The following is a 25,622-nucleotide window of genomic DNA, read 5'->3' as shown; positions in this document are numbered from 1 at the left end:
AGGCTTTTACAGTATAAATAACGACTGATTAGAAGTTATATTTCATACCCAGTGATAGACGACGGCCTTTCACATCAAAGAATTCACCGTTATCGTATGTTTCAGGAGTACGTGGTGGCTCTCTATCGAATACGTTATTTACACCAACACGTAGTTGTAGCGCTTCAAGTAGGTAAGTTTTATACATAAAGTCTACCGTTGTATATGATGAAACGTCATTGAAGTTGTTATCTTCTGGCGTCCACTCGTTGTCATCAACTGTGCTGTGACGGTAGTTAACCGTAACTACATACGCTGAATCATCATGGCTGTATAGTGCGCTAAAACGACCTTTCCAACGTGGTGCATCATCAGTTTCACCCATATAATTGCGGAAGTCTTCTGCACGGCCAGTTGAGTTCTGGTTATCTTCAATTAAGTAAGTTGCAGTTAACTTAAGGGCGAATTCACCGTTGAGCGCATCAAACTTGTATGCAGATTCAAAGTCCATGCCTTTTTTCGTGATCTGAGCGGCGTTAATTGGACGCGCATAGTAGTTTTCGATTTCACCTGTCTCTTTGTTACGCACAAAGTTACCACAGAAAGGATTGTCTAAAGAAGATGCTTCGTAACATAGCTTAACGCTGTTACGCCCAAAGTATTCAATTGCACCGTCAATTTCAAATGACCAGTAATCAACCGTGAGATCTAAACCATCAACGAACTCTGGTGTGTAAATTACACCAACTGTGTAGTCATTTGATACTTCATTGTCAAGGTCAGTATTACCCTGTATGTAGCCAGGTAGGCTGCCGCCAGATAACCATTCATCTGAAGGCATCCAGCCTGCTGCTAGGCCAGCCGCTTGACAGTTATTGATGATGTTATCTCTGTACTTGTAATCGCTGCTAAGTTCAGCAATTGAGTCTGCGCGACAGACGTCCGCACGGCCTGAACTAAATGTTTTAGAGTTTGGCGTGTATAGGTCACCTAAGTTTGGTGCACGCACTGATTTAGAACGGTTAAGGCGAATACGAAGTTCGTCTGTTACACCCCAGTTTAATGCTAGTTTCCAAGCATCATCGCCACCTGTTACAGAGTAATCCATGTAACGGTATGCACCTTCAAGAGTTAGGTCAGTTGCAAGGAATTCATCCATAAGAAGTGGTACGGAGATCTCTGCAGAGAATTCTTTCACTTCAATTTCGCCATCCATTGGTAGGCTAGAGTTACCTTTGATTAAGCCCTTTTCCATGTTTTCAGATGGACGGATCTTTGCAACTTCACGACGGTGTTCTGCTGTGAATGCCGCGCTTACGTAACCTGCTGGAAGCTCGAATAATACACCATCAACCGTTGCGCCAAATACTGCTTGGTCATGTCTTGCAAAACGTGTGGCTGTTGTTGAAATGTAATCAAGTTGTGCCTGAGTGGTACCTGTTGCGCCCATTGGGTTGAATGGTACACAGCCTTCACGTGCGCCTGTTACGTTGCCATCAGCATCGCGAAGTGCACATACAACTTGGCCTGAGCTATCTACTACAGAGTCAATCGCGTAAGCAAGGTTATTTTTGTAAACTTCACCAGTCCATAAAGTATCTTGCTCAATACGACCAAACTGGAAGTACGTGCTATAGCCCCAATCGTCATTAATAATACCTTCGGCACCGATAGACGAACGGAATACTTCACGCTCTTGGTTATATTCACGATCACCCCACAAGTGCTCGTTGGCTTGGTAAAGTGTGACTGAATCAAGGCCAGCATCATCCATTACCTTACCCATAGCATCATTTACAAATGCACTGTCACGACGAATAGTGTGTGAGAAGAATGCAGGGCTACTTTCTGTCGTTGCTTCAGTTTTTGAGTAAGTTGCATCAAACGTAAGCGCATGCTCATCGTTTAGTTCGTAAGTACCGTATAGAGTACCAATTACACGCTCAAGTGGTGTGCGGAAGTAGTCTTTATAACCGTGTCTGAATACAGCATCACCTGGGTTAGCTTCGTCAAACGTATAACGGCCTGCAGCGCGCTCAGAGATAAGAGGATTAGGATCATCAATCAGACCTAGACCGTAATCGAATGGACGCATTGTGCCATCAGCATCGAAGGTGTAGTGATTGTTTTCAAACGCTTCACGCGTCTTTGTACCAGTCCATGCAAAGAAGTCACCACGCTCTGAGTAGTAACCTAACGCGGTTGGGTGGTTAAACTGAATATCCGCAGGAACGCCATCACGACCGCCAGTATTTGCTGGGTTAGAGATAGATCTCATGCCGCGTTTGAAGAAGTCACGGTCCATTTTCGCGTAACTTTCATTCTTGGTATAGTTTAATGAGGTAATGAACGATAGTTTGTCTAGCTCTTGACCACCAGTAATTGAGAAAAAGTACTCTTCACCACCGCTTTGTTCTGGCTTAACTGTTGATACATCGATCTCCAGGCCATCAAATGATTTTTTAGTAATAATGTTTACTACACCGGCAACGGCATCTGCACCGTATACTGCAGCTGCGCCACCCGTTGCAATTTCAACACGCTCGATGATTGAAGTAGGGATGTTGTTTAAATCTACCGCAGTATCACCAACAGAACCCGGTACAAAACGGCGACCGTTAACAAGCACTAGGGTACGCTCTGAACCTAAACCACGTAAGTCAGTCGTGTTTAAGCCTGATGCGTAGATATAGCTGGTTGTATTTTCTGGTGACAAGCCAACAGTTGCTTGAGGCATCTCAGCTAGCAGATCGTTTACGTTAGTAATACCTTGGTTTTCAAGCTCTACGCCACCGATCACAGTAACTGGAGTTGGGGAAGTCAGGTTTACACGCTTAATACGAGAACCTGTAACTTGAATACGCTCAACAGATTTAGCTTCTGTTTGCTCGTTAGCAACAGCTACTGAACTGCTTAGTGCACCGGCAACCAGTGCCGTTTGGATGCTAGCAGTAACTAGATTTAACTTCTTCAACATTTTGACCCTTATTTACTTTGTTTATAGCGAACGCTGCACTCTTTCTCATTTGCAAAGAGGCAATGTCACAATATAGGTGCTGCGTTTTTACCATAAATATTTGTTAAACATGGGGTTTGTGTGTATGTGTCAGGTGTTTATAAAAGGTTTAATCTGTGATTTTAGTGTTCCTATTTTGGTTTTTGCTATATTAATCATTGTTTTACGTTCTCTCTATGTGTAATGCTTTTTTTACGGTAAGTGTGTGCTTACAAATGTCATTATTATTTTAAAAACAATTTATTTAAATTTGATGAAAAAGGTACAAGTTTTTGGGGGGAATTTACTCGGTTTTGTAGTCTGATTTGTAACTCAAGTGTAATTCGTGCTGTTTTAAAAATAGCCAAACAGTTTTTGGGAGGGCATTTTTGACGGAACTTTTTCAGATAGGCTAAAACTTAGCCTATCTCTTGATGTGTACATACTAATTTTGTATAGCTTTTAAACGGCGCTGTTTAAGCTGCGCTTGAATCTCTTTACCCTGATACCCTTCGTGGATGATCTGTTGCACATCTATGTTGCTAGTTGCTAAAAAATTCAATCTAAGTTTGTCACAAAGCGCCTGTAAATTATCACTTACCTTGCTACAAATATAACAAAAGCGTGTTAGTTTCTCCGGTCTACGCCAAGCATCTAAATTTTGTAAAATTTCTAGCCAGTCATCAGGTTTTTTATTTTTTTTCTCGATTTTGGGGAGATTTAGGAGTAGCTCTTTGGTGCTTTCAATATAGATATTGGGTACTTTAAGCGACTTTGCATCGGCTAATTGCGCAATGCTAGTTCCTGAAAAGTGCAGAGCAAGGCTAAATTGTGCCAGCAGGTCTTGTGTTTTGTCACCCTTGAATTGTGTAAGCGCTGCCTGATATTGCTCGTGTATCGAGTTGTTCCATTTTGGTATATAAGGCGCAACATTAGCTAACGCCCCCAATGTTGCAATGGTGGATAAAAAGTGGCCAAAACCACGGTCATCTAACGTTTTTTCTATTTCTAGCCAAATCCGCTCTTTGGTTAAGGTCTGTAACTCACCTTCTATTACCATACGCTTCATAAGTTGCCACGTCTCATCAGCGATGGTGAAGCCATAATCTTGATATCTAGCTGCAAACCGAGCAACACGTAGCACTCGTAAAGGATCTTCGCTAAATGCCGCACTAACATGGCGCAAAACTCTGTTAGTGATATCTTGCTGGCCGCCAAATGGGTCGATAAGCGTACCATCCGTATCTTTTGCGATAGCATTGACCGTAAGGTCACGACGGAGCAAGTCTTCTTCCAAGGTGGTTTGCGGGCCAAAGTCACATATAAATCCAGTGTAACCTTGTCCACTTTTTCGCTCGGTTCGTGCGAGTGCATGTTCATCTTTTGAGACAGGGTGTAAGAATACGGGAAAGTCACTCCCAACTTGTTGGTATCCCAGCTTATTCATTTCAGCGACAGTGCTACCAACAACAACGTAATCTCTTTCTTTTATTGGTCGACCAAGCAACTCATCTCTGACCGCACCACCAACAAGGTAGGTTTTCATTTGTTATACACCATTTTCTGTGATTCGAGGTTTTATCTTGAATCGGATTTTGCCATTATAGACACCATCATAACAATAAAGAGACAAGTCGTGTATTTACGCTATTTTGGGTTAACAGAAAAACCCTTCTCGATCGCACCAAATCCTGAATTTTTATTTTTGAGCGAACGTCACAAGGAAGCACTTGCCCATTTAACTTATGGGTTGGGTGATGCCGGTGGATTTGTACTGTTAACTGGGGAGGTAGGAACAGGAAAAACGACCGTTACCCGCAGTATGCTTGCCCAGCTACCTGAATCTACGCAAGTGGCTTTCATTCTGAACCCTTCATTATCAGAACTTGAACTGCTGGCTACTATTTGTGATGAACTTGATATTGAGTATGAAGCAAATAATGCGACCTTAAAGTCACTGACAGATGTCATCAAGCACAGATTGCTACAAAACCATCAAAGCGGTGGTCATACTATGCTGATTATCGACGAAGCTCAGCACCTTGCACCAGAAGTACTCGAGCAGCTTAGGTTATTAACAAATCTAGAAACTGACCACAAAAAGCTATTACAGATTGTACTTGTTGGTCAGCCTGAATTGCAGCAGTTACTACAACGTAATGAATTAAGGCAGTTGGCACAGCGGATCACGGCTCGTTATCATCTACTGCCATTAACCGAGTCTCAAGTGTTTGCTTATATTCAGCACCGCTTGCAAAAAGCAGGATGTCAACAGGCGTTATTTCACCACGATGCGGTTGCCTATATGCACCAAGTAACAGCGGGGATCCCAAGGCTGATTAATTTATTAGCTGATAGGTGCCTGTTAGGTGCTTACTCCGCTTCACAAACTCAAGTCACCAAAGCAATTACAATTCAAGCCGCAAAAGAAGCATTGCCAACTAACCTAGTGCCATCAACGGATAAAGTAACCAACCGAGCCCCGTTATTGTTTACAGCATGGTTAGGTATGTTGTTTGTTGCAGGTTTTGGTTTGGCAAAATTGGTATAGAGGGAAGTATGTCTTATTTAACGAGCGCAATGAAGCAATCGCAACAAGGCAGCGATGTCGAGCAAGATTATTTAAACCAAAAACAAGGAGCGCAGCTGATGTTGTATAAGCGCCTTGTCACATACGCTGGGTTTGGTCTTTTATCATTAGCGTCACTTGGTGCGGGCTACTTTGTTGGTCAGACAACCAATAGTGCAAACATGCCAAAGAATATTGCTTCTAGCAACGCTCAGCCACAAACCAACAATATGGCTACGTTGTCAGATAAACCAGTGTTAGCAGAGCAAGCACAAGACAGTGATACGATAAAAGTTAATCGTACTGAGGTTGCTTTAGACGTGGTCGCAGACGCAGCTTCGGCTGAGGTCGCGCCAGCCCCTACTCAAGTTTCTCCAAGCATAACTTCTGATAAGCATTTTCAGTGGGTGTCAGTGCAAATTGGCGTCGATAATCAAGGCCAACCGGTATATCAGCAGCAACTAGTCCCTGTAGATGCGCTAACGGCTGCACCGCAAATAGTACAACCCAAAGCTCTTGAAACTGTCAGGCAAGACGACGCCCCAGGTGAGATACAAACTGAAGGCGAATATGCAGGTTATCGAGTATTCGGCTCAGAGCCCAAGGCGCAAAGCGCTGACTTAGCAGGTGTGTCTGAAGAGCTCAAAAAAGCGTTCGCACAGGCTGTCAAAGAGACAGAGCTTCGGGATGAAGCTGCTGTGCTGTCGACAACCAAAGAGTCTGCATCAGTGACCCCCATAAGCTTATTGCCCACACAATTGCAAAATAGTATTCCAAGCCTTCGTTATCAAGCGCATATTTATGCGACTGACGTACAAGAAAGGTGGATTAAAATAAATAACAGGCCGCTTTATGAGGGAGATAGTTTGGGGGCGTTGACCGTTTTGGAAATAACCCCAGAGCAAACTCGCTTTGATTTCGATGGTATCGAGTTTAGCTTGGAGGCGATGGAAGATTGGCTGCCTTAGCGTTAAGGCAGCATTGAGTGCCGAAAAAACCTGATGAGATCAAGTTTAAATTCCTCTGGTTTGATTGCCGACTCTAACTCATCACTGACTTTTTTGGCATTTAAGTCGATATCCTGTACTTCGATGTAATGCATGTACTTAGCATGATAGAACACCTTAACAGTAGGCTTTAAAGGAGCATTAGGGTTACTTTGAGCAATAACCCCAACTTTACCACTGGTTAGCTTAACTAAAGTACCAACAGGGTACACACCAACACAACCTATGAAACGGTTGAGTAAAACCTCGTCAAAGTGGTGCGGGCATCCTTCTCGCATCAATTTAAAAGCGCGGATAGGGGTCATGCCTTCCTTATAAACTCGTTCAGCAGTCAAGGCATCATACACATCTATGATGGCTGCCATTCTAACATGTTGAGGCAATTCATCAGCGGCTTTACCGTATGGGTATCCCGAGCCGTCCAAGCGTTCATGGTGATACCCTGCAATTTCGCAGGCGATTTTGCCAAGCCCTGCGTTAAGTAGGATGTCAAAGCTGTACTTTGCGTGAGATTTCATGATGTGATATTCATCCAAACTCAGCTTATCTGGCTTGTTTAATATTTCATCTGGCACTTCAATTTTGCCAATATCATGCAAAAGGGCACCAGTTGTCATTTCTTCGGTTTGTGAACGAGAGTATCCCAAATGCTTACAAAATATAGCCATCAAAATAGAAACGTTTATAGAGTGTTCTAACAGATACGCATCTTTTTCCCTGATCCGAGCAATACACGCTAAGGCATCCTGATTACGGAACACTGAATCGATAAAGTGATTGGCGGTCGCTTTGAAGGCGTCTACTTCAATCGCCCTTCCTGCTCTGATATCTTCAAATGCTTTGCTTTGTATCGCTTTGGCTTCGTCATACAATTTCACTGCTTGTTTCATTTCAGCTTCAACGCTACATTTTGTATGCCAAGGATCATGTGAACATACTTGAGGAGCGATAATACGGTTATCTTGTGCAGGTTCGTCATGATGCGCATGGTCACTTAGTCGTTTACTGGGATCAACAGACACTTCCAAAACGCCACTTCTTTGCAGTTTATCAATGCTGGTTTGGGTTCTCACCCAACCTTTTGTTTTGATTGCCACAGAGCCTGTCTGTTTAGTCACGTTGACAACAAACATGCCTGGTTCTAACTCATTGATATTAATATTTATCTCTGGCATGGTGATTCCTATGGTTTGCTCTTTAAAGGTAGCAAAATTTATCCAAATAGAAAGAGAGAAAGATAAATATGATTGATTTTTGCCCAGCAAAATCGCATCCTTAAAAAAACAATATGGAGCTTACTTTATGCGCTTATCCACTCTGGCTTTGAGTCTCATAACGACGTTGTCTTGGCATGCTGATGCTAGCTTAAAGCAGCAAGTTGCTGAGGCAATGCCGACACTTGAATCCTTATATTTGCATTTGCATCAACACCCAGAGCTGTCTTACAAAGAAGAAAAAACAGCGCACCGTCTTGCAAAAGAGATGCGCGCCTTAGGCTTTGATGTGACAGAAAATATCGGTGGTTTTGGGGTTGTTGGTTTATTGAGTAACGGTGAAGGACCAACGGTAATGATACGAGCTGACACCGATGCTTTGCCGATAGTTGAAGAGACAGGAAAAGCATACGCATCAAAAATAAAAGTAAAAGATGAGGCTGGTCAAACGGTCGGGGTGATGCATGGCTGTGGCCATGATATTCATATGACAAGCTTGATAGGCACAGCGCAGCAGCTCATGCTCAATAGAGATAAGTGGCAAGGGACGCTGATGTTAGTCGCTCAGCCCGCAGAAGAGGTAGGAGGCGGAGCAAAAGCCATGTTAAAAGCAGGCTTATATGATGATTTTGCCACTCCAGATCATGTCTTAGCATTGCATGTGAGTGCCAGTCTTGCCGCGGGCAAAGTGGCCATTGCACCAGGATACGCATTAGCAAATGTGGACTCGGTTGACATTATTGTTAAAGGAAAAGGAGGGCATGGTGCCTATCCGCATACAACAGTGGATCCTATTGTGTTAGCTTCTCGCATTGTACTGGGTTTGCAAACCATTACCTCACGGGAAGTATCTCCTCTAGAGCCTTCTGTGATCACAGTAGGCTCTATTCACGGTGGTGCCAAACATAATATCATTTCAAATGAAGTTAAGTTACAGCTTACATTACGCTCTTATAATCCAGATGTTCGTAACCAGCAAATAGCCGCAATAAAACGTCTTACGGCTGGTGTGGCTCACAGCGCTGGTTTAACTGACGAATTGTTACCTGAAGTGATTGTACATGACAGTGAAAGTATTCCTTCTACGTATAATAACCCGGAATTAGCGAAATTTGTGACGGCGGCGATTAAGCAGGAAATTGGTGCAGAAAATGTCGATTTATCTCAGCCGGTAATGGCAGGCGAGGACTTTGGATTGTTTGGCCGTACAGATGAGAATATACCCATCACCATTTTTTGGCTAGGCGGTGTGAATCAAGCGGTATTCGATGCCGCGCAAAAAAGTGGTGAGCCTTTACCTTCTTTGCACTCTAGTAAATTTGCTCCAGACTATCCTATCGCCATTGCCACAGGCGTTAGGGCAATGACCAATAGTGCACTGGCTTTGTTTTCGCAAAAATAAAGCTTCTTCCTACATACTAAAAAGGTAGCCTTAGCTACCTTTTTTGGTCTATTGCAAACAACTTAAACACTGTAGCAAGGGATAACAGCTGCTAGAGAACAAGCTGTAGTTAGTCTTTGCTTGTCGCTGCAAGCATTAGCTCTCGATTACGTTCAAGCTTGGCTAACATCATTTCAGCTACAGGCTTGAATTTAGCTAGCTCAACTTGCGGGAGAGGCTCTGATTTTGGTAATTTCACAGTCCTAGGATTACGGTGAACACCATTTACCAAGAATTCATAATGCAAATGTGGTCCGGTGACTCGTCCTGTTGCGCCTACAGTACCAATTTTTTGGCCTTGCTTTACTTTCTGGCCTGTTTTTACTGCGCGCTTATTCAGGTGGAGGTATTTTGTTACGTATTTACTGCCGTGTTGAATGAATACGTAGTTACCATTGAGTCTGTTATAACCAGACTTTAGTACCTTACCATTACCCGCTGAGACAACCGGTGTACCAACACGTGCAGCGTAGTCTATGCCATTATGAGAAGATACTCTGCCTGTTACAGGGTGGAGGCGGCGAGGATTGAAGCTCGAGCTAATGTACTTGAAGTTTACAGGCGCTCTTAAGAAGGCTTTTTTCATGCTGCGCCCTTCAGCGGTATAGAATTCGTCATCAGTATGGCGAACAGCACTGTAGCGTTCGCCCTGATTGATAAACTCCGCGGCAATTATTTTACCGTTACCTATCTCTTCACCATCCACATAGTGTTTTTCAAATACCAGAGCGAAAGAATCGCCCTTACGAATGTCGTTTGCAAAATCGACATCCCAACCAAAAATATCAGCGAAGTTCATTATCTGGCGTTCGCTAAGCCCCGCTGAGATACCCGCGCTCCAAAAACTAGAATTGATTTTACCACCCGCTGATTTTTCGCGTGTTTCAATTTCTTTGCTTTCGATTTTTGTTTCGTAGCTCCCCTCGTCGTTTAGCGTAACCAGCAAGGTATCAGTTTTAGATAAAATGTATTTTAATTGCGCTAATTTACCACTTTCATTACTGGCAAAGCTAAGCACTTCACCTGGGTGGATTTTAGTCAGCTTTCGAGTTTCGGCGTTGGTATTGACCAGATTATGTAACGTTTGAGCCGAATAACCAGCACGTTTAAAAATAACAGCGAGACTGTCACCAGTCTTTACTTTGTGATCTTTAAATTCAAATTCAGGCTGTTGAGATACAGATTCAGGTGCGACGGCTGGTGCTGCATCTAATTCAGTAAGTTGCTCTGTTTTTTCAGATATTTTTACCGGTAACTCATAACGTTTTCCAACTTCTAAGGCTTTTTCGTCATTATCTTTAGAAGCGGTTGCTTTTTCAGAAGGGATCAGGGCAATTCCGACCATCGCAGATAGGAAGCCGATGATGAGCACTTTGTGCTTTTTGGGGAGCTTATGAACAACGTGAACCATAATGCGCCTTTTCTGCTGTCAAGAATTATTGTTGATAATATTGCAGGATATACGTAATAAACCCGTAATACCAGCGTTTTGTGCATTTAAACTCGGATAAATATAGGCTAGAATCGGTCGATTACAAGTTATAGCTGTTGGAGTGAAAATTGTGGATTTAGAAACTGCATTTGCAGAGATTAGCCGTGGTGCAGAAGAAATTCTGCTACAAGATGAATTAAAGGAAAAGTTGAAGTCAGGTAAAAAACTGCGTATCAAAGCAGGTTTCGATCCAACGGCACCTGATTTGCACTTGGGTCACACAGTGCTAATTAATAAAATGAAAACCTTTCAAGACTTAGGTCATGAGGTTATTTTCTTGATTGGTGATTTTACGGGGATGATTGGCGACCCAACTGGCAAAAATGTCACTCGAAAACCACTAACACGCGAAGATGTATTGGCAAATGCAGAAACTTACAAAGAGCAGGTATTCAAGATCCTTGACCCTGCGAAAACCACAGTAGCATTCAACTCTGAATGGATGGAGAAGCTGGGTACCGCGGGTATGATCAAACTAGCTGCGCGTCAAACAGTCGCTCGTATGCTTGAACGTGATGACTTCAAAAAGCGTTATGCAAATGGTCAAGCAATCGCAATTCATGAGTTTTTGTATCCACTGGTACAAGGTTGGGATTCTGTTGCGTTAGAAGCAGATGTTGAGCTTGGCGGCACTGATCAGCGCTTCAATCTACTTATGGGTCGTGAGTTACAAAAAGATGAAGGTCAAAAGCCACAAACAGTACTCATGATGCCGTTATTGGAAGGGACTGATGGCGTTCAGAAAATGTCGAAGTCATTGGGTAATTACATCGGTATTACGGATGCGCCAAATGATATGTTTGGTAAAGTAATGTCGATTTCTGATGACTTAATGTGGCGTTACTATGAGTTGCTAAGCGCGAAGACGTTGGATGATATCGCTGCACTTAAAGAAGAAGTGGCTGGTGGTCGTAACCCTCGTGACATTAAAATTGAATTTGCAAAAGAAATGATTGCGCGATTCCATAGTGAAGCAGACGCTGAAGCGGCACATCAAGATTTTATCAAGCGTTTCCAAAAAAATGCCTTACCTGATGAGATCCCAGAGGTCACAATTACCATTGAAGGTGAAAGCACGTTTATCACTAACTTATTGAAAGAGGCTGGTTTAGTCGCAAGTACTTCAGAGGCAATGCGAATGATTAAGCAAGGCGCGGTGAAGTTAAATGGTGAAGACAAAATAACGGATACGAAATTAGAAGTTGCTAAAGGTTCTTGCGAGATCTACCAAGTTGGTAAGCGTAAGTTTGCTAAAGTAACTGTGAACTAAAATAGTTTATCCATTTGCGAAGAGAAAAGGTCAGTATATTACTGGCCTTTTTTGTATTTGTTTTTAGCTCTACAGCATCAAGCTGGCAAAGTTAGTCATTACGTATAGCAGTGTCGTCGTCGCAATAAATAGCCAGCGCATTTGATTGAGCAGTCCGAGTAGGTGCTGAATATGATCAGCTGTCGGTTGCGATTTGGCACCTATGCGCATTACCTCAACGCGAGCACCAAAATAAAAGCGTGGCCCCGCAAGCTGAGTTTGTAAATTTGCCGCAAAAAAGCTCAGTGCCCAACCTGAGTTTGTTTGATTAAAGTGGCGACCATAGTATTTAATATAGTGCCAAGTTTGTTTTGGCCTGAGCAACAACGAAAAGCAGACAACTAATAATCGGATAGGCACAAATTCAATCAGCCATATTGCGCGGCTAAGATTTGCCATAAAGCGGTTTGTCGGCTGCATAATTTGACGCCAGGCATGATCACATAGCAAAAGCAGCTTATAAAAAAGTGTGACGTATGGGCCTGCAATTAGATAAAGCAGTGCAACAACAAAAAAATGGCGCAGAGTATTCAAAGCCGTGCTATCGATAGCCGCTTTACAAATTCCCAGATCCGTCAGTCTCTCGACATCCCGTGCTACTATCCCTTGTAACACCGCTCGTGCTGTCACCTTTTGTTTTGATTTAATGAGCGCAGCAATACGTTTAGCGCGGTTTTCATGGCTAATATCCAAACATAAAAATAACACGAGGCCACCAAGCCAGTTGGGATAAAAAGCAAAACTCACGATGGCATAAGTCAATACAGTGATAGTTAATGTAGGGAGTAAAGCTCCGAGTGTACCGGATAACAGTTGATAACGCAGCGGTGCTTTTGCGCGGTATACTTTGTTGGCAACCGCCTTAAAAATAAGGGTGAGAATAAGGTTTGGATGATAAACCGTGGATAGCCTGACCCCGAGGCTGGCAAAAACAGCAACTAAAAAAATGATCAGGCCCTCATGGACCTGAAGCAAGTTCTCTAGCACTAAAGCGTAACCTTATCTAGCTTGGTAAGTAGTGCCATCACCATTTTTGAAGAGTTCACAGAAGCGACTTCTAAATATTCTTCGAATGACTGCGGTGATTCTTTGCCGGCTATATCCGATAACGAGCGGATCACTACAAATGGTGTATCTAAAGAATGACAAGCCTGTGCAATAGCTGCCCCTTCCATTTCTACAGCAAGCATCGTTGGGAAGTCTGCACGAGCTTTATCAATACGAACAGGATCGCACATAAATGAGTCACCAGTACAGATAAGGCCAACCATAGTTTGAATACCTTCAAGTTCACTAACGCTCTGCTTCGCAGCTTCAACTAGCTTAGCATGTGAAGTGAAAGCAGCAGGCATTTGTGGTACTTGGCCTATTTCGTAACCGAATGCCGTTACGTCAACGTCATGGTGGCGAACTTCGCTTGAAATGACGACATCCCCTACATTGAGTGAGGGTTCAAAGCCCCCAGCAGATCCCGTATTAATTACGCAATCTGGTGTAAAGTTATCGATAAGCAGAGTTGTTGCAACCGTTGCTGCTACTTTACCAATACCTGACTGTACCAGCGTCACATCGTGTCCTGCCAGTTTACCGGTATAAAAAGTAAAGCCACCTTTGGTCAATGTTTGCGGGTTTTCCATAGTGTTACGCAAAATGGTAACTTCTTGCTCCATTGCGCCAATAATGCCTACTTTCATGAAAAGATTCCTAATTTGTAGTGGGGAAACCCCAATTTCAACGTTATTTTTATTATACGAAAGGGGGGAAGATAGGTAAAACAAAAAACGGGCTAGTGCCCGTTTTGCTAAATTTCAGCCAATTGGGTGGATTGTGCCTTTGCTTGTGAAGGAGATAATACCGCGGGTTTGTATGTGCGGTTTCTGGTTTTCTTCGGCATTTCCACTTTTTGTCCCAACTTGAACAAGATAGCAGCTCTGACTTCTGCGCTTTGGTAGCCGCTTTTGATCTTCATACGAATGTGCGGAATACCAGCTGACTCTAACGCGCCACTGACAAACCAATCCTTTTGCGCTTTATGGCCGTTTTTATTGGCGTTATTAACCAAGTCAACAGCGGCAACAATTTTCAGTGTTTCTTTATCTACAAGCACGTAATCAAGCTGCTTGTTTTTTGCTTTAGTCACCGCGGCACGGCGTGCTTTTTGTGAAATACCAGGTTTACATTCAATCACATCAATTAGCTTTATCCGACTTACAATTTTATACTTATCGCCAACAGCACGTTCTAGTAAATGCAGAAACGACGCTTCGACAGTAGTAAAAACAGATTCTTTGCGGTTGAACGGATAAGGATTGCCACCCACATCGGTGTACTTAGAAGCGACAATGGAAGCAACGACCACTAGAGCCAAGATAGCAAGTAACGCAAATTCCATAAAAAACTCCAAATCAAAAAAATGACATCTGTGTTTTTATAAGCAATAGCTATGCCAGAAAAGAGCTGAAATTCGTAGGTGATAAATATTTGGGCGGTGAGCAAGTCACTGAGGATAAGCAGGTATGGTGTCTTTCTGCTGATTTATGTGGCATAACATACACTGTATTAGCGCTATGTCACTCAAATACATGATAAATTACTGTAAAACCAACCCGACTTTTAAAAATTAACGTACCTTAATGAGGTATTTTTATTAAGTTTCTGTACATCGCTAAGTCATGTAGGGTTGTCGTTTTTTTCAGTTTTGTTTTGATAATATTATTTGGCGACAAAGTTACTTTTCAAGAAGTTCGATTCAACACACATACAATTATCAAAAAGTAAATAAAGTGTACGATAATAAGAAAGGATATTTATATGATAAAGCGTAAAGCAGTCGCTAAAATAGGGTTATTGATTTCAGCAATTTCTGTGCATTGGTCAGTACAAGCTGATGACAAGTTAGCTATGATTTTAAACAACCTGGAGCCAAGTTTGTTTGCGCCAAACATAGTATCGACGAATCAATTTGAGTACGGCTCTAGTTTGTCTCCAGATGGTAAAAAGTTTGCGTTTGTTAGAGCGTTAGCCCAATTTTCACACAGTGCTCTAGTCATTTCTCATAAACAAGGGGGGGCTTGGCAAACCCCAACATTACTTCCATTCAGTGGCGAATTTCACGATACTAATCCGTACTTCTCCAAAGACAGTAACACATTTTATTTTACTTCCAGAAGGCCGGTAGATAATGTGGAAAATGGCACCTTTCAGATGTGGCAAGTCAGCTATGATGGTGATAAATTTGGCCAACCCGAGTTAGTGCCTGACAAAATTAACGGAGATCATACTGTGATCTACCCAACTGTACACACTAATAAAGATATCTACTTCTCATCTATTATAAAAGGAACGACGGGCAGCGTAGACCTTTTCCTTTCTAAGTACCACCCCGATGGATATCAAGAGCCAATTGAGATTTCAGAGCTCAATTCCACAGCAAGTGATGCTGACCCTGAGGTTTCAACGGACGGAAAACTACTATTTTTCACGTCAATGAGACCGGGGGGCTTTGGTCACTACGATTTACATGTATCGGTTAAACAAAAAGAGGGTAAGTGGGGAAAACCGATAAATCTAGGCGATAAAATCAATTCGCGCCGTATGGACTCAGATCCGATTCTATCAGCTGATGGTAATACTTTGTTTTTCTCAAGTGATAAAAACCCAGATGTGAAAGCTGTAAACAATTATGATGAATTGCTTCAGCGACAGGGAAGGATCCATAATGGCCTTATGAATATTTATAGCGTTGATATAACTGAGTTAAACCAATACCTTCGCGAGAAAGGCTAATTTGCTAGCGCAATTGCAGGAAAATGCTAAGCGCTACAAGCGCTAGGCTGCCAAAGGCTGCCTAGCACCATTATACCAACTCGCCTCGATACTTGCTCAACTTGAAGGAGCGAATCTGACGCTAACAGCGTTAAAAATTTCTTATTTTAGAACAACTAAATAAGAAATTTTTGACTTGCCGACAGGTATTTAGGGACTGTAGCGACTTCAGTACACGGTAGCGGTATTAGCTCGCGTTATTTGTCTTCTTTAAGTACGTAGATCTCACCGTCAAAACTGCCTTGAATGGTTAACCCTTGCCCCGCAAGCTCTCTTAAATATTCGATATGATCTTGGGTGATATGTTGACCTGGTACCAAAAGTGGAATACCGGGAGGGTAGTTGGCCAGCCGAAAGATAAGGAAGGTAGATTGGACTTTATTTGGCGAGAGTCAGTAAATATTCTTAAGTTACCTTACAATTATTGTCCGAATCTAATTTGTTTGAAACTAACATTGAGTGAGGGGCTAAGAATATTCATTAATGCCTATATTTTTCTCGATAATTAGACGGAGATACTCCATTCCAACCACTAAAGGCTCGAATAAATGAATTTGGCTCTTTGAAGCCTAATAAGTAGGAAATTTCTACTAAAGGCATATTTGACTTTTTTAAGTAATGAATAGCTAACGCTTTCCTTACTGAAACTAAAATAGACTGAAAAGTTTCCGCTTCTTCAGTCAATTTACGCTGTAACGTTCGCTTACTGACAGCAAGCTGACTTGCAACAAAATCAATATTGACTTCTCCACTAGGTATCGACTTAATTAGTACCGTTTTTACTCGTTCTGTCATCAATGCTTCAGATGTAAGGTTATCTAATTGCCTATTCAAATTTTCTTCAAAGAACGCCCACATCGCGCCACTGGCAGTTAAAAAAGGTTTGTTCGCATCTACAGCTTTGAAGGTGATAGCTAAGCAGTTACCTTGCTTCACTTCACAACCGAAGAAGCTCTGATAACTTTCTTGTTGCTTAGGCTTCACCGGAATAGTAACGGATGTAGGGTAAATGCTATCTCTTGTTCCTAAGCGAGCTAACTGAACAAAGAAAACAGCTTCACTCATACATAAGGAATAAGGCATTGTTCCTGATGCAATGTTACATTCAAGTTTAAGTTCGGTCTTTTTATCGTCTATAGCCACATTCAACAATAAAGGACCAATTAATGGTTTGTAATAACTTAACCTTTGCAAGGCCGAATTTAAGTTTTCACAGCATAGAGCTGAGAAAATAGGGGCATCAAAAGATTCTGCGCTGACATATTTAGCGAAGAGTAACGCTACTTCTTGTTTAGAGGCCGCAGCTTCAATACCATTCCATAAGCGAAAATACTCGTCTACAGAAAGTCGATGTTCACTTCTGTTGAATATATCCAAAGGTAGCTTTGCATACGTTAAGGCTATAGATGGGTCAATTCCCATATCAAGTAATAACATTTTCCACTTGGAGGAAATCGAAAATTTACTAGACTCTTTCACAACGGCTCACTTAATCTACTTTAATTCGGTTATTTTTCCATAAACTGACGCGACATTTTCAGTACCGTTTTTCGTGGAAGAAGAGGAATGATCCAATTTAACATAAATTTCAGCCCCGTCTCATTAAACGATACTAGTTTACCTTTTTCCATATCTCGATAGCCTATCTCAGCAACAGATTTCGGTGATTTTGCTTTGTCCCATGCGCTCAGGCCATCTAAGTCACCAGCAGCAACAAAGCCTGTTGCAACTGTACCAGGACATAAAGCTGTTGTGGTAATATTATAATCGCTAACTTCTTCTGCAATTGCTTGTGTAAAGGAAGTTACATAAGCTTTTGTTGCATAGTAAACAGCTTGTAATGGCCCTGGCATAAACGAAGCTGTTGAAGATACATTTAAAATACGACCATAGTTCGCTTTTATCATGTCTTGTAAAAAATAATGTGTCAGATTAGTTAGGGTTACCATATTTACCTGCATCATCGCTTGATCTTGCTCTAATGCTCGTTGGTGAAATAGACCATGACCACCAAACCCAGCATTATTAATTAAAATGCCAACTTCTATACCGAGTGATTTAGTTTTTTCATAAATACGCTGCGCAGAATCTGCATGAGAAAGATCTTCGGCAAGCACCCAAACCTTAACATTGTAAGTAGACTCTAACTCCTGTTTAAGCGCTAGTAATTTATGCTCTGAACGAGCAACAATAACTACATCATTACCTTTCGCTGCATGAACTTTGGCTAACTCCATACCAATACCGCCAGATGCACCAGTGATAAGAGCTATATTTGAATTAGACATAATATTTTCCTCAGTTAGTAAATCAATTGATGCTATTATACGAATTCAAAACGCGCCATTTAAAATCCAATGATGACATCTTTCTATCAAATTATGCCAATCGAAGTATAACTATTATTAAGTTATTAGCTTTGTCTGAACTACTGTGAACCGAACGGCTCAGATGATTACAATATAGAAAATCGTGTATGTTTAGTGGGAGAAGTAGTCATCAATCATATCAAACTGATGGTCCGTAATTCGCTCAAAGCTATCGTTTATTCAGTCTTATCTTTAAACTCACACAAGTCTTCAATAATACAAGCGCCACATTTGGGTTTACGTGCAGTGCAGGTATAGCGCCCATGCAGAATCAGCCAGTGGTGCACATCGACTTTAAACTCTTTAGGTACAACCTTTAAAAGCTTATTTTCAACTTCAACTACGCTTTTACCCATGGCAAATTTAGTGCGATTTGATACACGATCGATATGGGTGTCCACAGCTATTGTCGGCCAGCCAAAAGAAAAGGAAAGTAGATTTCAGCCGTGTGTTGATACGGCTGAATCGACAAAAAGGTAATTTTTAGCTTATAAAAGAAGCTGCGTAGCTATCTAAAATAAAAACTAGTGGCTTCTTATGAATCAGCATCATCTCCGATTAGGACCGTTATAGTTAGGGTCTTGTGCATCCATGACAAACTTGGCGAGCGCCTTCAGGTCTGTCTGATAGACATCATCGTAGTTGTACGTTTCGAGATCGACACCATAAATAGCATCTATCCAGATATACTCAACGAAATCCTTCAGTAGTTGCCCACCGTGTCCTTTGTAGTCAGTGAACAAAGAGGTATCACTGGGGCCTTGCAGGTTAGTTACATCTGGAAGGTTACCTGCTTCAAACAGCTTACGTAGTTCATTTACTCCATCGCCATAGGGAATGGTGTAAATGGTGACTCCCGGATACAGCACACGTAGGTCGTCTACTGCTGGCAGCACTAAGGTTTGGTAGAAGGCTTCCCATATTTCCGTGTACGTTTCAGCATCAGCGTAGTCGGTAGGATAGTCAAGCCAAGGAATACCAATGAAAAATTCAGTTTCAGGGTTTTGGGCAAGGGCGTAGTTGAACCATGTTTTCCAGCCCTCTAGGGATAGTATTGGATTTCCTTCGGAATCCAGCTCGCGCTCACCGTCTGCGGTGAGTTGCCAGTCGCAACAAGTCATGCCGAACACGTCTACATCCCCTGAGTTTAACACTGCTTGTACATTCGCGCGGTGCTCTGCGTCTTGCCATAGTGACAGAGGGGTTCCTGAATCACCACCGGAAAACTCAACGTTTTGGCTGTGGCCGTCAACGCCAGCTTGCAGGGCATGATAAGGCAGTTGGTCAGCAAACGGACGGAAAAAACTATGGCCCATCAGCATCATTTTGTCGCCCGCAATTACATTTGTACTCTCAGAGAAAGGATGTTGTGGGTTAGATGCGAGAATATTGCCAATAAAGTTATCAACAATATCGTGAGCAGGTGACGGATAATTTGTCGGTATGTGTACTTCACCTTGCAGTAAACTCACTTGGTGGGGGCTATTTGGCTGGTTGTCCACTGCCTGTTTCAATTCGTCCCATACATATTCGCAATTATTTAGACCAAGCGCTGCGGCTTCAGCAACAGCGGGTCGATGACCGATACAGAATGGATCTTCATCACCACCTACAAATAATATAGGTACATCATCAAAGCCATCATTAATGCGGTCTTCGGCAGCAACTCTTTGGTCAACGTCAGCGAAGTAACCGATTTTCTCGGACATATTTTCTGAATCATAGCCAAGCGCATAGGGTGAGTCACCTGCGAACATATCTAATAGCGGCAAAGCACGTTCGCCTAGGTAGAAGTCGGCAATGATGCCGGTCAGGTGTGTGCCTTCAGCCGCGTAGCTTACTGCCAGATTGTAAACGCCAATTCCGCCTGCACTGGTACCGTGGGCAAATACGTGGGTTGTAGAATAATTTCTCGTCGTGTAGTCAACAGCGGCCATTGTTGCCTGCATGCCATTGACTTGTGCATCGGTGTTAGGATTATTCAAATAAGGAATGCCCAAACCCGAATATGTATCGTGGTCGCACATAGAAACCAACACTACTCGATAGCCTTCCTGAATACGTCGAGTTAGGGTTATGTCTATCGGTTGGTCATTATCATCAATCGTCCGTCGCTGCAATTGCTTCACGAGTAGGTCGTTAAAGGTTTCTTCATGATTCCAGTTATCTTCGGTTTGCCCCGTCTGGCCATAGTAATCACCATTTTCATCAAAATACCCACTACCACCGCCGTGGAGGTATACCCAAAGAGGGGCTTCTGTATTTGCATCGCCGTTTGCGGGATTAGCAACCATGAAAGTATAGTTACCGCTGAGGCCACACTCGTAAGCGTCATTACGATAAAAATCAAAAGAATAAGTTCCCCCCAAGAAGGTATCAGTATGCTGCTGCTCAAGTGAAATCTGGCTGGTTGTTCGGTTTACTGGAAAAGGCGAGACTTCTATATCTAGCGATGCAACGAACTCTGCAAAGTAATGCATGGTGTGAGCGTCATTCGTCCAACCACCATTGCTGCTGCGAAAATCTCCCCACATATCTACATAGCGGGTTATTTTGTCGCCGATACCTAGTTCGTCGTAACGTGTTAGAACAGGCTCAACATTGACTGGGTTATGACCGTCATCATCGTCAAAATCGGGCCCGTAGACTAAGTAAGTGATGGGGCTATCAATGGTGATCTCATCCACAGGACTCCATGTATCCGTATCTTGCCATGCTGACTGAGGCAATGCGTTATACATATAGATACCTTTGATGGAAGGGTGATTGCTGTGGGCTAACTGCCAGCTAATAATCGAACCACGAGAACGACCACCAACAACAATATGGTTAGGATCTAAATTGTAAGTTTCTGCATTCGCAATGACCCAATCAAACACCACCTGCGCATCAGCAACACCTATCGCGGCTTCTTCAGGGCTTTTGATTGTTGGTATCGATTCCCAACTAACAATCGCATAACCTGCGTTAGCGATAGCATTTAGCTCATTTTCGCTTACACCATCGGCAGAACCACCATTGCCATGGGCAAACAGATATATAGGCATTGGCATAGACTGGTCATAGGCAAAGTGAATATTAAGCCACTGGCGATTTGGATCGTCTGTGCCAAAGGAAATATGAACAAGATCCCATTGTTCAGTATTTGACAGAGGCGTTATTTCAACGTCAACGCTTGCCGATACTTCTCCGCCGATGCCAGAACAAGTAATAGTGTAGGTATAAGTACCTATTTGTACTTCTGTAATTGATTCACTACCAGAGGTTGCTTTATCTCCACCCCAATGGCCAGACGCTGCACAGGAGTCTGCATAAGTGGTTGACCAAGTTAAGGTAAATTCTGAATCTACTTCAATACTTTCGGAGGATACTGCCAGTGTAACTGTGGAAGAAGGGGGAACCGGAGGAGGTACAGAGTCGCTATTACTGCCACTGCTACCCCCACCACATGCTGATAACCCTGTGAGTAATATCAAACTACAAACTAACAGGAAACAATTATTACGCATTTAAACCATCCAACTAAACTACAGATTGAATAAATTGTAGTACAAACTACTAAGAATCAGTTTAGTGTAATAGGGATTTACAAAACTTTAAGGGCTTATTTTTGTCGTCTAATTTGTAGTGTTATTAGTTGATATATGATTTTTAAACCAAAGTGTTACTCTGTTTTATCCTTAAACTCACACAAGTCTTCAATGAGGCATGAACCGCATTTCGGCTTGCGAGCTGTACATACGTATCGACCGTGAAGAATAAGCCAGTGGTGGACATCGACTTTAAACTCTTTGGGAACGACCTTCTCCAGCTTTTGCTCTACTGCAACGACATCTTTACCCATCGCGAATTTGGTGCGGTTGGAGACACGGAAGATATGGGTGTCTACGGCAATAGTTGGCCAGCCAAAAGCGCAGTTTAATACTACGTTTGCGGTTTTTCGGCCCACCCCTGGCAATGCCTCTAAGGCTTCTCGATTTTCAGGGACTTCGGAACCGTGTTTGTCGACAAGAATTTGACACATCTTATAGACGTTATTGGCTTTTGAATTAAATAAACCAATGGTTTTGATATAGTCTCGTAAGCCCTCAAGGCCCAGTTCCAAGATTTGTTCAGGCGTGTTGGCAACAGGAAAAAGCTTGCGAGTGGCTTTATTCACCCCAACATCTGTAGCCTGCGCTGAGAGGGTAACGGCCACGAGTAGCTCAAATGGTGATGAGTACTCTAACTCAGTTTCAGGATGCGGGTTCTCGTCCCGTAGTCGCGTGAGTATTTCTATGCGTTTTTGTTTATTCATAAGATTTACTTGCTAAGCTCAATAACGGTTTTGCTAACAGCGACAGTGACGGTGTCGCTGCGAACCTAGGGCTAATTTAGGTTTGTAACTCGTGCTCTCGGCCCTTTAACTTGCTCAGTAGCTGGCACCGCGTTTTTGGTTTTGATTTGGTGGTCGATGACATTTTTAGCGGCGATAAGCAACCCCAGACCTAAGAAGGCGCCTGGTGGTAAAATTGCAACTAAAAACTGGTGATCAAAAGAGAATACTTCGATACGTAGCACACTTGCCCAGTCACCAAGCAAAAGCTCTGCACCGTCAAATAAGGTACCTTGGCCTAAAAGTTCACGCATGGCGCCGAGCACAAACAATACCAATGCAAAGCCTAAGCCCATCATTAAACCATCCCATACTGACAATAGCGGTGTATTTTTTGAAGCAAAAGCTTCCGCTCGGCCAATGATTGCACAGTTAGTAACAATTAAGGGAATAAATATCCCAAGGGACTGATACAGACCAAAGGTATAAGCATTCATCAGGAGTTGGATCACGGTGACAAACGCTGCAATTATCATAACAAAAACTGGGATCCGAATGTCTTTGGGTACCCAGTTTCTGACAACAGAAACCGTTAAGTTAGAACCGACTAGAACCAACAATGTGGCAATACCAAGCCCGAGTGCGTTAGTCACAGTTGAAGTGACGGCAAGCAGCGGACATAGCCCTAATAGCTGCACTAATGCAGGGTTATTTTTCCATGTACCTTCCAGGTACAGTGATTTGAATTGGCTCACTGTGATACCTCACAAGTATTTTTCGCATCAAATAGGGCGTCAAAGTGTGTTTTGGCGAACCAAGCCGCTTGATTTACTGACGTAACCACAGCTCGAGGGGTAATGGTTGCGCCAGTGAAGGCATCAAACTGACCACCATCTTTTTTCACATTCAAGTGTGGATCAGCTTCACTGGTAACGTTGACACCATTAAAAGTTGTTACCCAGGCAGACTTTGCCAGCTCAACCTTATCACCTAGTCCCGGGGTTTCCTCATGACGTGTTATACGCACACCTGAGATCACACCTGCTCTGTTAACAGCGGTTAGAATATCGATATTACCACTATAGCCTCTTGGCGTGATATGCCGTACCAGCAACGCTGAAGGCGCACCATCAAGTCTAGCGCGATAAATTGTATGCGGCCCTTGCGGCCCTAATTCTGGAGCGTTGCTGGTGGTGCAATCAAGATAAAGCGTATTGTCATATTGATCTTTGTCAATCACTTGCGAAAGTAACTGCATAAGGTGTTGCTGTTCTTGATTTGCTATTTTATCTTTGGTGATGTCGTTGATCAGTGCTACTGCGCCTGTGGTTGCCAACGCAAATGCAGCTAAGATCAAACCGTTTTTCTGCATCGATTGAATTATCATGAATTTGCTCCGTGGCCATAGGTGCGTGGTTGAGTATAATGATCAATCAGTGGCACAGCCATATTCATTATCACGACGGCAAAAGCAACTGCGTCTGGATAACCACCAAATTGACGGATCACATAAACAGTTAAGCCAATCGCTGCGCCATAAATTAAGCGCCCAAGGTTAGTTGTTGAGGCTGAAACAGGATCGGTTGCAATAAAAAATGCGCCTAGCATAGTTGCACCGCTAAACAGGTGGAAGAGAGTACCGGGTTCTGATTGTGGTGCAATAATATAGCCAACCCCGCTGGCAAGGCCAAGGCTTACGATAAAAGATACTGGGATGTGCCAATTGATCACTTTGGCCTTTAAAAGATAAAGCCCACCAAGTAAAAAGGCGAAGTTAACATATTGCCAGCCCAACCCTGCGATTTCACCAAAACCAATGTAGCTCATTGCTTCTGTTACCGTATACCCTTGCGACACAGAAGTTTTTACCGAATCTAGCGGTGTGGCACTGGTCGCGCCATCAATGACGTTTGTGCTCCACTTATCTAAAGTCACACCTTGAGAGGTTGCTTCAGTGAATATCATCGCAAACTGATCAGCCAAGCTTAGCGTTTGGGTTGCTATCTCTTGGATCGGAGACCAAGAGGTCATTTGTACAGGAAAAGAAATTAGCAATAGTACGTAGGCAGCCATGGCTGGGTTAAATAGGTTAAACCCGAGTCCACCGTATAATTGTTTTACGATGGCGATAGCAAAGAATGCACCAATTACTGTTACCCACCAAGGTGCCAGTGGTGGCACGCTGATGGCAAGTAGTAGTGCTGTCAGCCAAGCGCTACCATCACTCAAACTTGGCCATATTTCACGGCCTCTTAGTTTCAGTACGGCAGCCTCGGTAAGACTCACAGTAATTAGGGCTAACGCTAGCTGGATTAATACGCCAAAACCAAAAAAGTAGGTTTGCACTAGGATCCCAGGAATACAGGCAGCCATAACCGTCATCATAATTTTGCTGACGGACTTGTGGCTATGGTTATGCGGGGATGAAGCCATGGTTAATTTCATGACGGTTCATTTCCTTCTTGTTCTTTGGCTTGCTTTTTCGCTTTTGCTTTTGCAATTGCGGCTTTAACTGCGGCTTTTTTACGGGCCTCGGGAGTTTGGGTATCAAGCTGCGCCTGCTCTGTGTCCGTGCTTTGTTGCTCCTCTAACGGTTCAACTGTGCTGTCGTTTGCTTCTTCAGCTTGTTTAGCTGCTTTTTTCGCTTTAGCGCGGGCTATGGCGGCGGCCACAGCGGCTTTACGAGGGTCAGCTACGTCACCAGTACTTTGCACAGCCTCACTCTGCTCAGTTGTGTCGTCGTTTGCTTCTTCAGCTTGTTTAGCCGCTTTTTTCGCTTTAGCACGAGCAATGGCGGCGGCCACAGCAGCTTTACGAGGGTCAGCTACGTCATCAGTACTTTGCACAGCCTCGCTCTGCTCAGTTGTGTCGTCGTTTGCTTCTTCAGCTTGTTTAGCAGCTTTTTTCGCTTTAGCACGGGCAATGGCGGCGGCCACAGCGGCTTTACGAGGGTCAGCTACGTCATCAGTACTTTGCACAGCCTCGCTCTGCTCAGCTGTGTTGTCGTTTGCTTCTTCAGCTTGTTTAGCTGCTTTTTTCGCTTTAGCACGGGCAATGGCGGCGGCCACAGCGGCTTTACGAGGGTCAGCTACGTCATCAGTACTTTG

General features: G+C 43.1%; 20 protein-coding genes and 2 pseudogenes. 5 read left to right on the top strand and 17 right to left on the bottom strand.

Annotation, left to right across the window (positions count from 1 at the left end):
* Window positions 1-28: 28 nt before the first annotated feature.
* On the bottom strand, window positions 29-2,956 hold the full coding sequence (locus tag HUZ36_RS17210) for a TonB-dependent receptor domain-containing protein (protein ID WP_176033520.1): 2,928 nt from the start codon (window positions 2,954-2,956) through the stop codon (window positions 29-31).
* 463 nt (window positions 2,957-3,419) lie between these two features.
* Entirely contained in the window at window positions 3,420-4,520 is a 1,101-nt protein-coding gene (locus tag HUZ36_RS17205; protein WP_128730035.1) for a tRNA nucleotidyltransferase, read from the bottom strand.
* Between the two features lie 90 nt (window positions 4,521-4,610).
* Between HUZ36_RS17205 and HUZ36_RS17200 the strand changes: the two genes are divergently transcribed.
* Both HUZ36_RS17200 and HUZ36_RS17195 read left to right on the top strand, forming a co-directional pair.
* Entirely contained in the window at window positions 4,611-5,525 is a 915-nt protein-coding gene (locus HUZ36_RS17200; RefSeq protein WP_125253242.1) for an ExeA family protein, read from the top strand.
* A gap of 8 nt (window positions 5,526-5,533) precedes the next feature.
* Window positions 5,534-6,511 (top strand): general secretion pathway protein GspB, encoded by a 978-nt coding sequence (locus HUZ36_RS17195; protein ID WP_176033519.1) that lies wholly within the window; start codon window positions 5,534-5,536, stop codon window positions 6,509-6,511.
* A gap of 2 nt (window positions 6,512-6,513) precedes the next feature.
* Here the strand turns inward: HUZ36_RS17195 and HUZ36_RS17190 are convergent, their stop codons facing one another.
* Window positions 6,514-7,725, bottom strand: a complete 1,212-nt coding sequence (locus tag HUZ36_RS17190; RefSeq protein WP_176033518.1) for an HD-GYP domain-containing protein — start codon at window positions 7,723-7,725, stop codon at window positions 6,514-6,516.
* Between the two features lie 127 nt (window positions 7,726-7,852).
* On the opposite strand from HUZ36_RS17190, the gene HUZ36_RS17185 reads away from it, so the two are divergent.
* The gene (locus HUZ36_RS17185; protein ID WP_176033517.1) at window positions 7,853-9,166 is read left to right on the top strand and encodes a M20 metallopeptidase family protein; all 1,314 of its coding nucleotides are present in this window, start codon (window positions 7,853-7,855) and stop codon (window positions 9,164-9,166) included.
* Window positions 9,167-9,275: 109 nt separating this feature from the next.
* On the opposite strand, the gene HUZ36_RS17180 is transcribed toward HUZ36_RS17185, so the two are convergent.
* A complete protein-coding gene (locus tag HUZ36_RS17180) occupies window positions 9,276-10,616 on the bottom strand; it encodes a peptidoglycan DD-metalloendopeptidase family protein (RefSeq protein ID WP_176033516.1) in 1,341 nt (446 codons plus the stop codon).
* A 151-nt stretch (window positions 10,617-10,767) separates the two neighbouring features.
* Here HUZ36_RS17180 and tyrS point away from each other — a divergent pair, with 151 nt between their 5' ends.
* Window positions 10,768-11,967 carry a tyrosine--tRNA ligase gene (tyrS, locus tag HUZ36_RS17175; protein ID WP_176033515.1) on the top strand — a complete coding sequence of 400 codons (1,200 nt, stop codon included), beginning with the start codon at window positions 10,768-10,770 and terminating at the stop codon, window positions 11,965-11,967.
* A gap of 69 nt (window positions 11,968-12,036) precedes the next feature.
* Here tyrS and HUZ36_RS17170 read toward each other — a convergent pair whose 3' ends face one another.
* From HUZ36_RS17170 to HUZ36_RS17160, 3 genes are all read right to left on the bottom strand, one after another.
* Window positions 12,037-12,993, bottom strand: coding sequence for a cobalamin biosynthesis protein CobD/CbiB (locus HUZ36_RS17170; protein WP_176033514.1), 957 nt, complete (start codon window positions 12,991-12,993; stop codon window positions 12,037-12,039).
* On the bottom strand, window positions 12,993-13,700 hold the full coding sequence (gene mtnN / locus HUZ36_RS17165) for a 5'-methylthioadenosine/S-adenosylhomocysteine nucleosidase (protein WP_125251562.1): 708 nt from the start codon (window positions 13,698-13,700) through the stop codon (window positions 12,993-12,995). Before mtnN ends, HUZ36_RS17170 begins: the two co-directional genes overlap by 1 nt.
* Before the next feature lie 107 nt (window positions 13,701-13,807).
* Window positions 13,808-14,398, bottom strand: a complete 591-nt coding sequence (locus tag HUZ36_RS17160; protein WP_125251563.1) for a DUF2726 domain-containing protein — start codon at window positions 14,396-14,398, stop codon at window positions 13,808-13,810.
* A gap of 419 nt (window positions 14,399-14,817) precedes the next feature.
* On the opposite strand from HUZ36_RS17160, the gene HUZ36_RS17155 reads away from it, so the two are divergent.
* Window positions 14,818-15,792 carry a PD40 domain-containing protein gene (locus HUZ36_RS17155; protein WP_176033513.1) on the top strand — a complete coding sequence of 325 codons (975 nt, stop codon included), beginning with the start codon at window positions 14,818-14,820 and terminating at the stop codon, window positions 15,790-15,792.
* Window positions 15,793-16,028: 236 nt separating this feature from the next.
* On the opposite strand, the gene HUZ36_RS21890 is transcribed toward HUZ36_RS17155, so the two are convergent.
* From HUZ36_RS21890 to HUZ36_RS17105, 10 genes and pseudogenes are all read right to left on the bottom strand, one after another.
* Window positions 16,029-16,151 carry a hypothetical protein gene (locus HUZ36_RS21890; protein WP_303246195.1) on the bottom strand — a complete coding sequence of 41 codons (123 nt, stop codon included), beginning with the start codon at window positions 16,149-16,151 and terminating at the stop codon, window positions 16,029-16,031.
* Between the two features lie 160 nt (window positions 16,152-16,311).
* Window positions 16,312-17,310 (bottom strand): AraC family transcriptional regulator, encoded by a 999-nt coding sequence (locus tag HUZ36_RS17145; protein ID WP_176033512.1) that lies wholly within the window; start codon window positions 17,308-17,310, stop codon window positions 16,312-16,314.
* Between the two features lie 29 nt (window positions 17,311-17,339).
* Complete coding sequence (locus HUZ36_RS17140; protein WP_176033511.1) at window positions 17,340-18,119, bottom strand: SDR family NAD(P)-dependent oxidoreductase; 780 nt, start codon at window positions 18,117-18,119, stop codon at window positions 17,340-17,342.
* A 257-nt stretch (window positions 18,120-18,376) separates the two neighbouring features.
* Window positions 18,377-18,637, bottom strand: a pseudogene (locus tag HUZ36_RS17135) (endonuclease III); the annotation flags it as partial.
* Window positions 18,638-18,748: 111 nt separating this feature from the next.
* The gene (locus tag HUZ36_RS17130; RefSeq protein WP_176033510.1) at window positions 18,749-21,709 is read right to left on the bottom strand and encodes a hypothetical protein; all 2,961 of its coding nucleotides are present in this window, start codon (window positions 21,707-21,709) and stop codon (window positions 18,749-18,751) included.
* Between the two features lie 155 nt (window positions 21,710-21,864).
* Window positions 21,865-22,497 (bottom strand): endonuclease III, encoded by a 633-nt coding sequence (gene nth, locus HUZ36_RS17125; protein ID WP_176033509.1) that lies wholly within the window; start codon window positions 22,495-22,497, stop codon window positions 21,865-21,867.
* 71 nt (window positions 22,498-22,568) lie between these two features.
* Window positions 22,569-23,270 carry an electron transport complex subunit E gene (locus tag HUZ36_RS17120; protein WP_176033508.1) on the bottom strand — a complete coding sequence of 234 codons (702 nt, stop codon included), beginning with the start codon at window positions 23,268-23,270 and terminating at the stop codon, window positions 22,569-22,571.
* Entirely contained in the window at window positions 23,267-23,902 is a 636-nt protein-coding gene (gene rsxG / locus HUZ36_RS17115) for an electron transport complex subunit RsxG (protein ID WP_125251568.1), read from the bottom strand. The genes HUZ36_RS17120 and rsxG overlap by 4 nt, the downstream gene beginning before the upstream one ends.
* Window positions 23,899-24,960 (bottom strand): electron transport complex subunit RsxD, encoded by a 1,062-nt coding sequence (rsxD, locus tag HUZ36_RS17110; protein ID WP_128732586.1) that lies wholly within the window; start codon window positions 24,958-24,960, stop codon window positions 23,899-23,901. Before rsxD ends, rsxG begins: the two co-directional genes overlap by 4 nt.
* Window positions 24,957-25,622 (bottom strand): annotated as a pseudogene (locus tag HUZ36_RS17105) (electron transport complex subunit RsxC); the annotation flags it as partial. The pseudogene HUZ36_RS17105 and the gene rsxD, both read right to left, overlap by 4 nt.

The organism is Pseudoalteromonas sp. McH1-7 (assembly GCF_013366255.1).
In the GTDB taxonomy this organism is placed as follows: Bacteria; Pseudomonadota; Gammaproteobacteria; order Enterobacterales; family Alteromonadaceae; genus Pseudoalteromonas; species Pseudoalteromonas peptidolytica.
This window is presented reverse-complemented; position numbering and strand designations above follow the sequence as displayed.

Bases quoted from the DNA above. Each gene is read 5' to 3' on its own strand.
- HUZ36_RS17210 (WP_176033520.1), bottom strand. From the start codon at position 2,956: ATGTTGAAGAAGTTAAATCTAGTTACTGCTAGCATCCAAACGGCACTG.
- HUZ36_RS17205 (WP_128730035.1), bottom strand. From the start codon at position 4,520: ATGAAAACCTACCTTGTTGGTGGTGCGGTCAGAGATGAGTTGCTTGGT.
- HUZ36_RS17195 (WP_176033519.1), top strand. From the start codon at position 5,534: ATGTCTTATTTAACGAGCGCAATGAAGCAATCGCAACAAGGCAGCGAT.
- HUZ36_RS17190 (WP_176033518.1), bottom strand. From the start codon at position 7,725: ATGCCAGAGATAAATATTAATATCAATGAGTTAGAACCAGGCATGTTT.
- HUZ36_RS17185 (WP_176033517.1), top strand. From the start codon at position 7,853: ATGCGCTTATCCACTCTGGCTTTGAGTCTCATAACGACGTTGTCTTGG.
- HUZ36_RS17180 (WP_176033516.1), bottom strand. From the start codon at position 10,616: ATGGTTCACGTTGTTCATAAGCTCCCCAAAAAGCACAAAGTGCTCATC.
- mtnN (WP_125251562.1), bottom strand. From the start codon at position 13,700: ATGAAAGTAGGCATTATTGGCGCAATGGAGCAAGAAGTTACCATTTTG.
- HUZ36_RS17160 (WP_125251563.1), bottom strand. From the start codon at position 14,398: ATGGAATTTGCGTTACTTGCTATCTTGGCTCTAGTGGTCGTTGCTTCC.
- HUZ36_RS17155 (WP_176033513.1), top strand. From the start codon at position 14,818: ATGATAAAGCGTAAAGCAGTCGCTAAAATAGGGTTATTGATTTCAGCA.
- HUZ36_RS17140 (WP_176033511.1), bottom strand. From the start codon at position 18,119: ATGTCTAATTCAAATATAGCTCTTATCACTGGTGCATCTGGCGGTATT.
- HUZ36_RS17130 (WP_176033510.1), bottom strand. From the start codon at position 21,709: ATGCGTAATAATTGTTTCCTGTTAGTTTGTAGTTTGATATTACTCACA.
- nth (WP_176033509.1), bottom strand. From the start codon at position 22,497: ATGAATAAACAAAAACGCATAGAAATACTCACGCGACTACGGGACGAG.
- rsxG (WP_125251568.1), bottom strand. From the start codon at position 23,902: ATGATAATTCAATCGATGCAGAAAAACGGTTTGATCTTAGCTGCATTT.
- rsxD (WP_128732586.1), bottom strand. From the start codon at position 24,960: ATGAAATTAACCATGGCTTCATCCCCGCATAACCATAGCCACAAGTCC.